The 14,400-nt window shown below is 65.5% G+C and carries 15 protein-coding genes; 11 read left to right on the top strand and 4 right to left on the bottom strand.

Annotated elements, in window-relative coordinates; translation table 11 throughout:
* The 3 genes from AC14A7_RS13390 to AC14A7_RS13380 form a co-directional block, all read left to right on the top strand.
* Positions 1–1,972 (top strand): DEAD/DEAH box helicase (locus AC14A7_RS13390; protein WP_484009867.1); only part of this gene is annotated, 1,972 nt, incomplete at its 5' end.
* A gap of 9 nt (positions 1,973–1,981) precedes the next feature.
* Positions 1,982–3,496: an apolipoprotein N-acyltransferase gene (gene lnt / locus AC14A7_RS13385; protein ID WP_484009865.1), complete on the top strand. Its 1,515-nt coding sequence runs from the start codon at positions 1,982–1,984 to the stop codon at positions 3,494–3,496.
* Positions 3,489–4,202: a polyprenol monophosphomannose synthase gene (locus AC14A7_RS13380; protein WP_484009863.1), complete on the top strand. Its 714-nt coding sequence runs from the start codon at positions 3,489–3,491 to the stop codon at positions 4,200–4,202. Before lnt ends, AC14A7_RS13380 begins: the two co-directional genes overlap by 8 nt.
* Positions 4,203–4,213: 11 nt before the next feature.
* Here the strand turns inward: AC14A7_RS13380 and AC14A7_RS13375 are convergent, their stop codons facing one another.
* The 4 genes from AC14A7_RS13375 to AC14A7_RS13360 all read right to left on the bottom strand — a co-directional run bounded on the left by AC14A7_RS13375 (position 4,214) and on the right by AC14A7_RS13360 (position 6,883).
* Positions 4,214–4,579, bottom strand: a complete 366-nt coding sequence (locus AC14A7_RS13375) for an RNA polymerase-binding protein RbpA (RefSeq protein WP_484009861.1) — start codon at positions 4,577–4,579, stop codon at positions 4,214–4,216.
* Positions 4,580–4,719: 140 nt separating this feature from the next.
* Positions 4,720–5,493: a glycerophosphodiester phosphodiesterase family protein gene (locus tag AC14A7_RS13370; protein ID WP_484009859.1), complete on the bottom strand. Its 774-nt coding sequence runs from the start codon at positions 5,491–5,493 to the stop codon at positions 4,720–4,722.
* A 2-nt stretch (positions 5,494–5,495) separates the two neighbouring features.
* Entirely contained in the window at positions 5,496–6,419 is a 924-nt protein-coding gene (locus AC14A7_RS13365; RefSeq protein WP_484009857.1) for an SPFH domain-containing protein, read from the bottom strand.
* Positions 6,416–6,883, bottom strand: coding sequence for an NfeD family protein (locus AC14A7_RS13360; RefSeq protein WP_484009855.1), 468 nt, complete (start codon positions 6,881–6,883; stop codon positions 6,416–6,418). The genes AC14A7_RS13365 and AC14A7_RS13360 overlap by 4 nt, the downstream gene beginning before the upstream one ends.
* Before the next feature lie 87 nt (positions 6,884–6,970).
* Here AC14A7_RS13360 and AC14A7_RS13355 point away from each other — a divergent pair, with 87 nt between their 5' ends.
* From AC14A7_RS13355 to AC14A7_RS13320, 8 genes are all read left to right on the top strand, one after another.
* Positions 6,971–7,732, top strand: coding sequence for an SDR family oxidoreductase (locus tag AC14A7_RS13355; RefSeq protein ID WP_484009853.1), 762 nt, complete (start codon positions 6,971–6,973; stop codon positions 7,730–7,732).
* Positions 7,701–8,183 (top strand): NUDIX hydrolase, encoded by a 483-nt coding sequence (locus tag AC14A7_RS13350; protein WP_484009851.1) that lies wholly within the window; start codon positions 7,701–7,703, stop codon positions 8,181–8,183. The genes AC14A7_RS13355 and AC14A7_RS13350 overlap by 32 nt, the downstream gene beginning before the upstream one ends.
* 12 nt (positions 8,184–8,195) lie before the next feature.
* Entirely contained in the window at positions 8,196–8,654 is a 459-nt protein-coding gene (locus AC14A7_RS13345) for a heme-degrading domain-containing protein (RefSeq protein WP_484009849.1), read from the top strand.
* 66 nt (positions 8,655–8,720) lie between these two features.
* Positions 8,721–9,689: a hypothetical protein gene (locus AC14A7_RS13340; RefSeq protein WP_484009847.1), complete on the top strand. Its 969-nt coding sequence runs from the start codon at positions 8,721–8,723 to the stop codon at positions 9,687–9,689.
* Positions 9,690–9,703: 14 nt separating this feature from the next.
* Positions 9,704–10,642: a hypothetical protein gene (locus AC14A7_RS13335; RefSeq protein ID WP_484009845.1), complete on the top strand. Its 939-nt coding sequence runs from the start codon at positions 9,704–9,706 to the stop codon at positions 10,640–10,642.
* Positions 10,639–11,868 carry a hypothetical protein gene (locus tag AC14A7_RS13330; protein ID WP_484009843.1) on the top strand — a complete coding sequence of 410 codons (1,230 nt, stop codon included), beginning with the start codon at positions 10,639–10,641 and terminating at the stop codon, positions 11,866–11,868. Before AC14A7_RS13335 ends, AC14A7_RS13330 begins: the two co-directional genes overlap by 4 nt.
* Positions 11,869–11,983: 115 nt before the next feature.
* Positions 11,984–13,339: an NRAMP family divalent metal transporter gene (locus AC14A7_RS13325; protein WP_484009841.1), complete on the top strand. Its 1,356-nt coding sequence runs from the start codon at positions 11,984–11,986 to the stop codon at positions 13,337–13,339.
* Positions 13,340–13,549: 210 nt separating this feature from the next.
* Complete coding sequence (locus AC14A7_RS13320) at positions 13,550–14,395, top strand: hypothetical protein (protein WP_484009839.1); 846 nt, start codon at positions 13,550–13,552, stop codon at positions 14,393–14,395.
* Positions 14,396–14,400: the final 5 nt, after the last annotated feature.

Here is a 14,400-nt window from a genome sequence, read left to right as displayed (position 1 = left end):
CATCATCCACCTGCCGCAGAACGTGCGGATGGTCTCGCTGAGCGCGACCGTCTCCAACGCGGAGGAGTTCGGCGACTGGCTGCAGGCCGTGCGCGGAGACACCGAGGTCATCGTCTCGGAGGAACGCCCCGTTCCGCTCGAGCAGCACGTGCTGCCCAAGAGCCGCCTCATCGACCTGTTCGACACGGCAACCGGCCTCGACCGCCTCGATACGAGTGACCCTGCCGCAGTGACCAACCGCGTCAACCCAGAGCTGGCGAGGATGACGGCGGGGGCGAGCAGAAACCAGTACGACCGCGGTCGGTCGGGCCCCAAGCGCGGTCGGCCCCAGCCGCAGCGCAGCGCCTGGGAACAGGGCAAGCTCGACCGCGCCTCCGTCACCGCGATCCTGGAGGAGCGCAACCTTCTTCCCGCGATCTTCTTCGTCTTCAGCCGCGTCGGCTGCGACTCCGCGGTGCGCCAACTCCTCCATACGGGTGTTCGCGTCACCCAGAAGCACGAGCGCGATGAGATCCGCCGCATCGTCGAGGACAGAACGGCAACGCTCGCCGACGAGGATCTCGGAGCCCTCGGCTACTTCGAGTGGCTCGACGGACTCGAGCGCGGAATCGCCGCTCACCACGCCGGCATGATTCCCGCCTTCAAGGAGGTGGTCGAGGAGCTCTTCCAGAAGAAGCTGGTGAAGGTGGTCTTCGCGACCGAGACGCTCGCGCTCGGCATCAACATGCCGGCGCGAACGGTCGTGCTCGAGAAGCTGGAGAAGTTCAACGGCGAGGCGCGCGTGCCGATCACGCCGGGGGAGTACACCCAGCTCACCGGGCGCGCCGGCCGCCGCGGCATCGATACAGAGGGGCACTCCGTCATCCAGTGGAGCGACGGTCTCGACCCGCACGCCGTCGCGTCCCTCGCGAGCCGGCGCACCTATCCGCTGAACTCCAGCTTCAAGCCCACGTACAACATGGCAGTGAACCTCATCGACCAGTTCGGGCGCGAGACCACGCGCGAGATCCTCGAGTCGAGCTTCGCGCAGTTCCAGGCCGACCGTGCCGTCGTCGATCTCGCCCGCAAGGTGCGTCAGTACCAGGAGAGCCTCGACGGGTATGCGAAGTCGATGGAGTGCCATCTCGGCGACTTCCGTGAGTACGGTGCGATTCGTCGAGAGCTCAGCGATCTGGAGCGAAAGGGAGCGGGTCGCGCGGATGTCGAGAGCCGCGGCCAGCGGGAGCGACGCCAGAACCAGCTGACAGCGCTGCGACGGCGGCTCAAGCAGCACCCATGCCACGACTGCCCTGACCGCGAGCAGCATGCGCGGTGGGCCGAGCGCTGGTTCAAGCTCAAGAAGCAGTCCGACCAGCTGACGGCGGACATCCGCAGCCGCACCGGTGCCGTCGCACGCATCTTCGACCGTGTCACCGATGTGCTCATGGCTCTCGGCTACCTCGAGAGCACCGAGGGCGTGGTCTCGCTAGCACCCTCAGGGCGGATACTGCGCCGCATCTACGGAGAACGCGACCTGCTCGTCGCAGAATCGCTTCGCCTCGGTCTCTGGAACGACCTCGACGCACCGGCCCTCGCGGCGATGGCCGCCGCGCTGGTCTACGAGCCACGCCGCGACGAGGGCCAGACCGACGAGCGCAATCTCCCGCATGGCAGGTTCCGCGAGGCCTTCGACGCGACGGGTGACCTGTGGAGCCGTCTCGACGACCTCGAGCGCGACAACAGGCTCCCGGGCACGCAGCCTCTCGCGACCGGACTCTGCCTCGCGATGTACCAGTGGTCGCGGGGCGGCCGGCTCACGGCGGTGCTCGCACAGGCAGACCTCGCGGCGGGTGACTTCGTGCGCTGGACCAAGCAGACCATCGACCTGCTCGACCAGCTCTCCGTCGTCGCCGATGCGCCCGTCGGCGTCACCGCACGCGTCGCGCTCGACTCGATTCGCCGCGGAATCGTCGCATACTCCTCGGTCAATTAGGCTCACACGATGACCCGCCCGCTGCTGCCACTCTGGGCAGCTCTCCTCATCGCCGCCGCAGCGGGTCCGGTGCTCGACGCTGGATTTCCCGACAAGTACCTGTGGCCGCTGACGCTGGTCGGTATCGCGGTCGTGCTCGTGACCCTCATCGGTCGATCCGCGTGGGCAAGCCTCCTCGTCGGCCTCGTCGCCGGCCTGTCGTTCTACCTCATCCACATCTCGTGGGCGACGGAGTTTCTCGGCGAGGTGCTGCCGATGATCGCCCTCGTCACCCTCGAGTCGCTGTTCTTCGCTGTCGGGTCGCTGCTCATCACGCTGGCCTACCGCTGGGTGCCCCGCGGCTGGGGCACCACCGGTGGTCGACTCGTCCTGCTGCCCGCGGTCGTGGGTGGTCTCTGGACGGCACGGGAGGCCATCGCGGCTGTCTGGCCGTACGGCGGGTTCGCGTGGGGCAGGGTAGCCCTCTCGCAGTCGGAGGGTGCCCTCTCATCGCTCTTCCCCTGGCTCGGGGTCAGCGGGGTGAGCTTCGTCATGGTCGCTCTCACTGCTTTCGTTATCGAGTCCGTCCGCGTCGGGGCAGGGCGGCGCCTCGTGCTCGCAACAATGGCGGTCGCGATTGCCGCGGTGCTGATCGCGGTGCCCGGTTTTCCTGTGGTGGCCGATGGCAGCATCCGGGTCGCGGCCGTTCAAGGCAACGGGAAGGCCGCGTACCTCGACAAGCGCGAGTACGGCGACCTTCTGCGTGCCCAGTTCGAGGCGACGGAGGCGATCGAGGGCGAGGAGGCCGACGTCGTGCTGTGGCCAGAGGGCGGCACAGACATCGACCCGACGGTCGATCCGTATGCGGCCTACATCTTCGACATAGTCGCAGACCGCTTCGACGCGCCCGTGGTCACCGGGGCCATCACATCCTCAGGCGACACGACGTGGAACTCCTCGTTGCTCTGGATCGAGGGGGAGGGAGCCGTCGACAAGTACGACAAGCGGCACCCCGTGCCGTTCGGCGAGTACATTCCCGACCGTGCGTTCTGGCGGCCGTTCGCACCAGAGCTGATCGACCTGGTGCAACGGGAGTACACCCCTGGCGTCACCGATCCGGTGTTCGACCTCGGCGATGTCATCGTCGGCGTCAACATCTGCTTCGACATCGTCGATGACCAGCTCATGACCGAGAGCGTCGAGGACGGCGCTCAGGTGATCTTCGCGCAGTCGAACAACGCCGACTTCGGCCGCACTGACGAGAGCGTGCAGCAGCTCGCTATCGCGCGCGTGCGGGCCCTTGAGCTCGGTCGCAGCGTCGTCAACATCTCCACCGTCGGCACGAGCGCCATTATGCTCGCCGACGGCACCACGATCGACCAGCTCGAGTGGTACACCGCGGGGGCCATGGTTGCCGACGTGCCCACAAGCTCGACGATCACTCCGGCGGTCATGGGCGGTCGCCAGCTCGAATGGCTTGTGAGCGGCTTCGGGCTTGCCGTGCTGCTGCTCGCCGGGCTCAGGGGGCGCCGCGGCCGTGCCTGAGCTCCTTGTGGTGATTCCTACGTACAACGAGTCGGAGAGCATTGCCGCTGTAGTCGCGAGAACCCGCACCGCGATTCCGTCGGCCGACATCCTCATCGTCGACGACTCGAGCCCCGACGGCACGGGAGCGATCGCCGACGGCCTCGCCACCGACGCCGCTGTCAGCGTGCTGCACCGTGACTCCAAGGGCGGACTCGGCGCTGCCTACCTCGCGGGCTTCGCGATCGCCCTCGAGCGAGGGTACGACTACATCGCAGAGATGGATGCCGACGGCTCCCACGACCCGTCGGAGCTTCCAGCGATGCTCGGCATTGCCCGGTCAGGGGCGGACCTCGTGATCGGGTCGCGCTGGGTGGCCGGCGGTTCGGTGCGCAACTGGCCGTGGATCAGACAGGCGATCTCGCGCGGCGGAAACTGGTACTCGCGTGTCGTGCTCGGCTCGCGCATCCGCGACATCACCGCCGGCTTTCGCGTCTACCGGGCGGCTCCCCTCGCGCAGCTCGTCACGCAAACGCTGTCATCGCAGGGCTACTGCTTCCAGGTCGAACTCGCCTGGCGGCTGGAGCGAGCCGGCGGGCGGGTCGTCGAGCACCCGATCACGTTCGTCGAGCGTGAGACCGGTCGATCGAAGATGCATGCGGGCATCGTGACAGAAGCCCTCGTGCGCGTCACCGGCTGGGGACTCACACGAGGGCTTCGCACGTAGTCGGTCGGGGCCTAGGCGCCGATCTTCTGCTGACCGCGGCGAGCACGGAGGTAATCGAGGCGCTCCTGCAGCAGCTCCTCCAGCTCCGCGCGTGTGCGGCGCTCCAGCAGCATGTCCCAGTGGCTGCGCGGAATCTTCTGCTCGACAGCCACCTGCTCGACCGGCTCGCCGTCGGCGTCGAGAAGGAAGCCCTCCTCACCGCTCTTCGGAGATTCCCAGGTCTGCGGGATCTCTGCATCGGCGGCGAAGACAACCTCGAAGGTCGTGCCTGATGCCGTGCGGTAGGTACTTCTCTTTCGCGGAGAAAACTCCACACCCTCTTCGCTCTGTAAGCTCTGGGTGCCCAGTCTCATGCCGCGCAAACTCCGGTCTGCCATCGTGTGGCCCCCTCTTGATCGCGATTCATTCAAAGTTATAAACCCATAGGCTGGGCAAAAGCTTTCAAACCCCACGCTCGACGTCGCCATTCACAGCAAACCGTCAGTCTCGATTCGGTGCCGACCGCTGCAGCGACTGGTTAGGAGCGGGCGCTGACCACGGCCATCGCTACGTCGGCGCGGTCGGTCACGATGCCGTCGACACCGAGGTCGAGCAGGAGGGTCATCGTCGCCTCGTCGTTGATGGTCCAGACATGGATCTCGACACCTGCCGCATGCAGTCGAGCGATCACCGGGGGAGTGGTGATTCGCAGCCAGAGATGTGCCATGGGAACCTGCACGCAGTCGACATCGCGAAGCACCCAGCGCACAACGGGTGTCAGCCCGATCTTCGCGGCAAGAAGGGCGACGGCGAAGCGAGCCGCCCCCGGCGAGGTGGCAACGCCGGGCAGCTGCCGCACGGCGGCTCGGCGCCGCGCCTCGCTGAACGAGGTGACGAGAACGCGGCCGGTCGCGTGTGCAGCACGGATGGCGTCAACGGTCGGCTGCACAGCATCCAGCGACTTGATGTCAATGTTGAACCGGGTCTCGGGGAAGGCAGCGAGCACGGCCGAAAGCGAGTGGAAGCCCTGCCCGCCTCCCAGGTCGACACCCTCGAGCTGGGCCAGCGTGTAGTCGCTCACGCGCCCAACGGAGGCGGAGACCCGGTCAAGCGTCGGGTCGTGGCTGACGACGGCGATACCGTCGCTGCTGGCATGCACGTCGGTCTCGATGTAGTCCACGCCAAGGGCGAGCGCCGCCGTGAAGGCGGCCGGGGTGTTCTCCGGAGCCGCCGGGCTGCCGTCCGGCGCTAGCGCGAGCCCCCGGTGTGCGAACACCCGGGGGCTCGGCAGCGCGAAGTACGGCTTCGCCATTGCTACTTGGGCGGTGCCTTGTGGTCTCCGCCAAGACCACCGAGGAAGCCGCTGGAGATTCCCTTGAGCGCCTCGGTGAGCTCGCTCGGGATGATCCACAGCTTGTTCGCCTCGCCCTCGGCGATCTTGGGAAGCATCTGGAGGTACTGGTAGGCGAGCAGCTTGCTGTCGGGGTCACCGGTGTGGATGGCGCTGAAGACCGTCTCGATCGCCTCGGCCTCGCCCTGGGCGCGGAGCACCTGTGCCTTCGCGTCACCCTCTGCCTCGAGGATGGCCGCCTGACGGGATCCCTCAGCGGAGAGAATCGCCGCCTGCTTGGTTCCCTCTGCCGTCAGGATCTGCGCACGCTTGTCACGCTCTGCTCGCATCTGCTTCTCCATCGAGTCCTGGATGGAGACGGGCGGATCGATCGCCTTGAGCTCGACGCGCCCGACGCGGATGCCCCACTTGCCGGTGGACTCGTCGAGGACCACCCGCAGCTGGCCGTTGATGTTGTCGCGACTGGTCAGGGCCTCCTCGAGGTTGAGGCCACCCACGACGTTGCGGAGGGTCGTTGTCGTCAGCTGCTCGACAGCACCGAGGTAGTTCGCGATCTCGTAGGTCGCGGCTCGCGCATCGGTCACCTGGAAGAAGACGACGGTGTCGATGGAGACGACAAGGTTGTCCTCGGTGATCACCGGCTGCGGCGGAAACGAGACGACCTGCTCGCGCATGTCGATGAGCGGTCGCACACGGTCGATGAAGGGCACGAGGATGTTGAGCCCGGGCTGCAGAGTCTTGTGGTACCGCCCGAGGCGCTCCACCACACCGGCCGTGGCCTGCGGGATGATGCGGATCGAGCGGAACAGAATCGAGAGAACGAAGATGCCGACGATGATCGCGAGGATCACCAGGAACGCCGTTCCGATGAGATTGCCGTCGTTCATGGTGCAGTCCTTTCAATGGGCGCGACCACCGCGGTCGCACCGTCGATCGCCGTCACGACGACCGTCTCGCCAAGGGCGGGAGCATGTCCGTCGGTCGTGCGAAGGGTCCAGGTCTCGCCGTTGGAGAGCTTGACGTGGTCGATGGAGCCGCCGTACCCGCTGACCACGGTGCCGGTCAGCCCGATGAGCGCGCTGATGTTGCTCTTGGTCGGATCCTCGCCACGGCGCAGAGCCCGCTGCAGGGGAGGGCGAACGGCGAAGATCAGGATGATCGAGAAGACCCCGGCAATGACGAGCTGGAACAGCCACGGCACTCCGAACAGCGACGAGACGAGGCCCCCGAGGCTGCCGACCGCGATCATGAGGAACGTGAAGTCGACCGTGAAGATCTCTATCACGAGGAACACGAGGATGAGGCCGAGCCAGACCACCCATGCATACGCTGTCAGGTCATCGAGACTCATGATCGGCACCTTCCGTGTGTCGGGTCGGCTCCGAAACTACCATCATGTTCACCGAGCCCGCCCGGGCAATTGGTAGTGTCGGGTACCGTGAACAACCCACTCGAGCCAGGGCAGCTGGCAGGCAAGCGCATTCTCGTCACCGGCTCCTCCCGCGGCATCGGAGCAGACACCGTCGGCTACTTTGCCGAGGCCGGCGCGAAGGTCGTCGTCAACTTCCGCAACAAGGAGGCACGGGCGCTCAAGCTTGTCGCCGCGATCGAGGAGAAGGGCGGCACGGCGATCGCCGTGGGCGCGGATCTCACCTCGGCCGACGACGTCGCAGCGATGTTCGAGACCATCCAGCGCGAGTACGGTGGCCTCGACGTGCTCGTGATGAATGCATCTGGCGGCATGGAAAGCGGCATGGCAGCCGACTACGCGATGCAGCTCAATCGCGACGCGCAGGATGCCCTGCTCACCGCCGCGCTGCCGTTGCTCGGAGCCGGTGCCCGCGTCGTCTTCGTCACCAGCCACCAGGCCCACTTCATCAAGACCGTCGAGACGATGCCGGAGTACGTGCCGGTGGCGCTGAGCAAGCGGGCTGGCGAAGACGCACTCCGGGCGCGCATCCCAGAGCTCGCAGAGAAAGGCATCGACTTCGTGGTTGTCTCCGGCGACATGATCGAGGGAACTATCACGGCAACCCTCCTCGAACGCGCCAACCCGGGAGCTATCAGCTCCCGAAAAGAGGCCGCGGGCAAGCTCTACAACGTGAGCGAATTCGCCGCCGAGGTCGCAGCGGCCGCGGTCGAGCCCATCCCGGCCGACAACACACGCTATGTCGGGGATGTCAGCGACTTTCTTGGCTAATACTCACCATCACCGCCTGACCTCTCGCGTGTTGCTCTTCGACCGCCAGAACAGAGTGCTGCTGTTCCTCACGACCGCGCCCGACTCCTCTGGCACAGCGCGCTGGATCACCCCGGGTGGGGGAGTGGACCCGGGGGAGGACCATGCGACGGCGGCGACGCGTGAGCTGTTCGAGGAGACAGGACTCACCGGCGTCGAGTTGGGCGAGCCCGTGTGGTCGCATGACTTCGACGTCGCGTGGGACTCTGCCGATCATGACACCGGCCACGCCGAGTTCTACACCGCGGTGGTCGACACCTTCGAGCCGTCGAGCGCTGGGTGGACCGACGACGAGCACGTCGACGTGCTCGACCATCGATGGTGGACCTTGTCAGAACTCATCTCTACCGACGAGCCGTTCGAGCCCGTCGAGCTCATCGACCTGGTGCGGCGTCAGCTGCCCTCCTGCTGAAAGGCTGAACCCATGACAGACGAAACGACACTCGACGCGCTCCAGGAGCAAGAGAGCGCCTTCGTGTTCCCGAGATTCGACCAGGCCACCGCGTGGGCGCTCGGCAGCGCTGCTGTCGACGTCATCACCGAGCGCGGCCTCTCGATGGCTGTGCAGATAGTGCTGGGCGACCATGTCGTGTTCAAGGCGGCAATCGGGGGAGTTGCGAAGGACACCGACGAATGGCTCGCGGGCAAGGCGCTGACGGCGAGGCACTTCGACTCTGCCTCCCTGCTCATCCGATTCCGCAAGAACGCCGACCCGTCGTTCCTCGAGGGGCTCGACCAGGAGGCATACAAGACTCACGGCGGCTCCGTGCCCATCCGTGTGGTGGGGGAGGGGACCGTCGGAACGATCACCTGCTCTGGCGAGCCAGACCTCGTCGATCACGCAGTCGCAATCGAAGCGTTACGAAGAGTCATCCTCAAGTAGCTTTTTTGCCCTACCAAGTGGGATGTATCGTGTGCAGAGTTCCCCTCAACCCACTAAAGGACTTCAGTGAAGCAACGGGCCATCGCGCAGCGCGTCGCGGCCGCGTCACTCACGTGCGGCGTGATGCTCACCATCGTCGGCGCCCCTTCGGCAGCCATTGCCGATGACAACTTCTCGATTCCCTGGGTCGATCCCTCGTCCGTGGCCATCGAGTACGGGGAGTACTGGGGCCTCACATTCGCGGTGGATGGACAAGTGTGGTGGGCACACGTCTTCGGTTCTGTCGCCCTGGAGTCCGCAGACGTGCCCGCCGACTGGCACGCGAGCATCGAGTTCCCCCCGACTGCATACCGGGCCTATGTGATCCCCGACTCGACACTTCCACTCGGTGCCGGAACCTACGAGTTCGTGGTGAGAGCGCAGTACGAGGGCGACGGGATGCATCACGAGGGAGTCTCGCCGGCAGCTACGGTCACAATCAACCCAGCAGCGCTCACGACGGATCTCCGGGTCGTGCCCGACCCTTCCGACCCCAGTACCCAGCTGGTCACCGCTGTGTTCTCCGGTCGATTCATCGAGCAGCTCACCCCTGTCGCGTACGGGGGAGCTCCGGTGCCGAGTGGACGATGGTCGTTCTCGACTACCAACGCCGCCGGTGAGGTCGTCGACGAGCGAACATCGGAGCACGAGTCCGCAGTCTCGGCGGTAGCGACAAGCTACGCGTGGTCAAAGGCTGTACCGGGTGAGCAGTACACGGTCACAGCCACCTTCCGGCCGTCAGGGGAGTCCGCTGAGAACTTCGTCATCGCGTCGCCTGCCCCCTACGTATTCACCGCACCAGAGGACGCGCGAACATTCGCGACCCCAGAGGGTGGGGAACCAGAGCGCAACCCTGCGCCGGAATCGCCGTTCGGGCTTCCGCTCTGGGCCGTGCTCGTCGGGGCTCTGACCGCGGTTCTGCTATCGGTCCTCATCATCCTGCTCGGAGTCCGCCTCAGCCGTCAGACGTCACACCTACCGGGGGAGTCCATATGAAGGTGCGGTCGCTAGTGTTTCCTGCTCTCGCAGGTGTCATCGCCATCACTATTCTCGCGGTTCCGACGGCCGCCGAAGCCGAGGATCCCGCCGGCACGTTCGTCTTCTCCAATCCCACCCAAACAGTTGAATATGGCGAGACGTGGAGCTTTGAGTTCACGAGCAACTATCCATCGTGGGCTGCAGACCCGATCGTGACATCCGTGGGCACGCCCGCGGGATGGTGGCCGGGCTACTCCACGTTCAGCTCGCCGACCTACACCAAGTCCGGTTCAATAGGCTCATTCTTCGGGGTTGCGTGGCTCGAGCCGGGAGTCTATTCCTTCGGCATCTCGACCAATTCGGAGCTCGCCTCCGGGATGTATGCGACCTCGAACACCGCTCGCCTCACGGTGGAGCGGGCCAAGCTTGGGATTGACCTTCGGATGATCGCCGATCCCTCGTCGCCGGAGAACGCGATCGTGACAGGTGTGCTGACGGGCAAGCTGGTCGAGGCTGCGCCGCATGGCAGGTTCTCCGACCCTCCCACGCCCAACCCAGCAGGCACCTGGACATTCACCATCGAGGATTCCGACGGTACGATCCTCGACGAGCGAACCGTGTCGCGGGCGGCCGGCAGCAACCTGTTCGCAACATCCTTCAACTGGCCCGATGCCGTGGCAGGCGAAACCTACGTTGCCAAGGCCAGCTTCGAACTCGAGGCCGTCAACAGCGGTCGCTACGAACTGACCCCGGCCGCACCCTTCAGCTACACGGCACCCGACGGCCGGGTCATCGAATCGCCGCCAGGGCAGTCGGAATCGCCAATCGACCGCCCGGAAGGCAGTGACTTCAGCGTCCCGGCCTGGTGGGTAATCCTCATCGGTCTCGCTCTCGCCGCACTCGTGACCTTCGTCATTGTGTTCGCGATTCGCCTCGGCCGCAGCACATCAACGAGCAAGGAGCCCTCATGACGAGACACGAGCCAACTGCGGGACGTCTTCCTGCAGTCGTCATCGCCGCAACTATCGCCATTGGACTCGTGCTGGTGCCAGTGCCAGCGGTGGCATCACAGCCGACGTCGATCGCTTTCGCCGGGGAGAGCAACGTCACCGCCCCCTTCGCCTCGGACTGGAACCTCTCGCTCGTCGTCACAACCGATTACTGGGGTGACGGCACCCTGCAGCGCCTGGGAACGACGGATGGAACCGTGGATGTCTATGTCTCCGGGGTAGGCGGCGCCTTCGCCACATCGCTCCCGATTCAGCCCGACGGCATCGTCTATGTCTCCCAGCCACTCGCGAAACCCCTGCTTCCGGCGGGCACCTACCAGCTGACAGCGATCTACAACCCGGCCGCTGGGGGTCCGTACGCGACGAGCCAGACCGCCGTTCCGGCAACCCTCGAGATCACGCCACTGTCGCTGCAGACCTCCGTCGAGGTGACCAACGACGCCGCGGTGTCGAAGTATCCGGTGATAACGGCCAGCGTGACGGGAGAATTCGTCGAGAGCACCGGGGGAGCGCCAGCCGGCACCTGGAGCTTCTCCGTCACGGATGAGAACGCCAGCGAGGTCTTCGAGGCTGAAGTCGCGCAGCAGTACGGCCAGACCACGCCGCTTACTGTGGAGATTGCGACGAAGCTAGCCACCGGGACGACCTACACAGTCGCCACGACCTTCACCGCCGTCGACGAGCTGGCTGCTGGTCTGACGGTATCGCAGGCTCCCACCGCGTCCTTCGAGACCCCGGGAACGACGATCGCTGATGCGCTCAGCGCCCGAATCCCGTTCCCCTGGTACCTCGTGCTCGCCCTCGGAGTCCTGCTTGTCGGCCTGGTCACGACAGTCGTCATCCTTGCCGTCAAACTCAGCAGACGCCAACAGGTCAAGGGAACACCAGCAGCTGACCGAGGGCCCTCTGAACCCAGACTTCCCGGGGAGCCGCGCGATGTCGAGATCCTCTCGTGGGAGGACGCGGGCATCACGGCTCAGCCGACAACGGTGCTGCCCACCTCGACGAACTGGAGCCTGACAGAGTCGGGCGGCGTGACCGAACGCCTTGACCTTCCAGCCGACTCGGTCACCGAGAATGAGGAAGGCGTTGAGAGCGATGGAGGCCGCAATGCCGACGGGGACACAGAGACCGCTTCGGAGCCTCAGCGTGATCGCAAGGCACCGAAGTCACCGCCGGCACCCTGAATCGACGTTTCGCCCCTCCTCGCGCTGCTCCGATAATGCACATTATGTCAATACGCTGGAATAGCAGGGGTCGAGTGGCCTTGCCGCCCTCCACACCCCGGGACATACTGGGCGCGTGGCCACCCGCTCCCCTGACGAGTCCTCGTCAACGCCGGATGCGCTGGGTCGACCTGCGCATCCAACGGGTCGAGCTCGCCTGAATCGAGCGCTTCGCGTACTGGGCCCGGGGCTCATCACCGGGGCCGCTGACGACGATCCGTCCGGCATCGCCACCCATTCTCAATCCGGAGCACAGCTCGGCTTCTCTGTGCTGTGGACGGTCCTGCTCACCCTGCCGCTCATGATCGCCGTGCAGGAAGCGTGCATGCGCATCGGAGCGGTGACGGGCAAGGGCCTGGCCGCCGTGGTACGTGAGGTATACTCTAGACGCGTTCTCTACCCTGTGGTGCTCCTGGTGGTCACCGCCAACACTCTCAACATCGGCTCAGACATCGCGGCGATGGCCGAGAGCCTGCAGCTGTTGATTCCTGCGGCTCCCATTCCACTCCTGGCCATCGGCTTCGCGATCGTCATCGTCGCGCTCGAGGTCTTCGTCTCCTACCGGATCTACATCCGCGTGCTCAAGTGGCTGGCCGTTGCCCTGTTCGCCTACATCGTCACGGCGTTTCTTGTGGACGTGCCATGGAGTGAGGCGCTCGTGAGCACCCTCGTGCCGCACATCGAGCTCAATCGAGAGTTCCTCTTCCTGCTGGTGGCGATACTCGGAACGACCATCTCCCCCTACCTGTTCTTCTGGCAGTCGAGCAACGTGGTCGAGGAGGAGATCGCAGACAAGCGCATCGACAGCGCGGGTGGCGCTCCGCATATCAGCGCTGGCTACCTCCGGCGCCTTCGCGTCGACAATGCCATCGGCATGACCTTTGCCAACCTCATCGCGTGGTTCATCATCCTTGTCGGTGCCGTTGTGCTGCACGAAGGCGGGGTGACGACCATCACGAGCGCTGCGGATGCCGCGGCCGCCCTTCGCCCCCTCGTCGACAGCTTTCCCAATGCCGGTGCGCTCGCCCAGGCAATCTTCGCGATCGGCGTGGTCGGCGTCGGCTTGATGAGCGTGCCGGTGCTCGCGGGCTCGTCTGCCTACGCTGTCTCGGAGACCTTCGGGTGGCGCGAAGGCCTCTCCCGCCGCTTCGGACAGGCGCCGGCCTTCTACGGGACGATCGCCGCCGGCACACTGGCCGGCATGACCCTCTCCTTTGTCGGCATCGACCCGATTCAGGCGCTGGTTACCACGGCGGTCGTCAACGGCATCGTCGCCGTGCCTCTCATATTCCTGATCCTGCGGGTATCCAGCAGGGCCGATGTGATGGGATCGCACCGCAGCGGGGCGTGGTCGAAGCTCGGACTGTGGATCACATTCATTCTCATGGCCGCCGCCGCTGTCGCTCTGCTTGGATCCTTCCTGCTCGGCTGAGCCGGAGACGCGACAACATCAGTATTGCTCGCTAAACTTTCGCGACGGCTGCCGCATGGCGGACGCCAGAAGCGCCCGGAGAGAGGCACGAGCATCACTGAAATCGAAGCGAGCGGCAACAGCCCGCGAGAAAGCACGACCACTCCCCCGGCCATCGATGAGGCACCTGAGGCCACTACCGCGCGGCAGCGCCGTTCCCGGGCACCGCTGGTGGCCATCGTGCTGCTGGCGGTGGCCCTTGTCACGACAGCCACGTTCCTCGTCCTCAACGTTCTCGACCTCGACGAGGCGCAAACGCGCATCGACAAGCAGGACGACGAGATCGAGATGCAGAAGGAACTTATCGAGAAGAAGGAGACCTTTCGCGCCGCCATGGGCTCACTGCTCGGCACGGCGAGCACCTTCGACGGCGTGCTCCTCGGCACGGTGGTCGACCAGAGCAGCTTCGAGATCCTTGCCGCACGGGGCTGGGCACACCGGTGGGACTCTGCCGGCATGGCCACGGCGATCGACCTCGTCGATGAGGCCGAAGGAGAGCTGCGGCTCGCGCTCGATGCTGCATCCGTCGAGTCGTCGACGAACGCGACCGGCTCCACCTACGAGGCCGTCATCGACCAGCTGAGCGGCGGCTACGTGACATCGCTGCTGGAGGCCGCCGATGAGTACTGCGGCGAGGATGTCATCGGCTGCGTCGGGTCGGAAGCCCCCGACGTCGTGCATTTCGACACCGGTGACGACGCGCTCCCCTACATGACCGATTGGCTGAGGACCGGAATCGCGTACCACGAGTTCGCACACGTTCTCCAGTTCACGAACCCGGAGCCTACCGATATCGCGCTCGAGTCGTTCGGCGGCGACGCCGAGACCATGGCGGACTGCTACGCACTGACCTTCCTCGACGGATGGACCCTCGATCACACGATATGGCTGAACCGCTACGAGTACTGGGAGGTCAGCCTCGGGTACGGACTCACCTGCGACGACACCCAGCGGCAGGCCATTCGCGACTGGCACGACGCACTCGGTGTGACGATCGGCCCCGTCTCCCAGCTGTAGAGACC

This window comes from Conyzicola sp. (genome assembly GCF_057073975.1).
The sequence above is the reverse complement of the archived record's forward strand: the minus strand, read 5'-3'. Positions and strand labels throughout refer to the sequence as shown.

Bases quoted from the DNA above. Each gene is read 5' to 3' on its own strand.
- AC14A7_RS13360 (WP_484009855.1), bottom strand. From the start codon at position 6,883: ATGAGTCTCGATGACCTGACAGCGTATGCATGGGTGGTCTGGCTCGGC.
- AC14A7_RS13375 (WP_484009861.1), bottom strand. From the start codon at position 4,579: ATGGCAGACCGGAGTTTGCGCGGCATGAGACTGGGCACCCAGAGCTTA.
- AC14A7_RS13350 (WP_484009851.1), top strand. From the start codon at position 7,701: ATGTCGGGGATGTCAGCGACTTTCTTGGCTAATACTCACCATCACCGC.
- AC14A7_RS13345 (WP_484009849.1), top strand. From the start codon at position 8,196: ATGACAGACGAAACGACACTCGACGCGCTCCAGGAGCAAGAGAGCGCC.
- AC14A7_RS13365 (WP_484009857.1), bottom strand. From the start codon at position 6,419: ATGAACGACGGCAATCTCATCGGAACGGCGTTCCTGGTGATCCTCGCG.
- AC14A7_RS13370 (WP_484009859.1), bottom strand. From the start codon at position 5,493: ATGGCGAAGCCGTACTTCGCGCTGCCGAGCCCCCGGGTGTTCGCACAC.
- lnt (WP_484009865.1), top strand. From the start codon at position 1,982: ATGACCCGCCCGCTGCTGCCACTCTGGGCAGCTCTCCTCATCGCCGCC.
- AC14A7_RS13330 (WP_484009843.1), top strand. From the start codon at position 10,639: ATGACGAGACACGAGCCAACTGCGGGACGTCTTCCTGCAGTCGTCATC.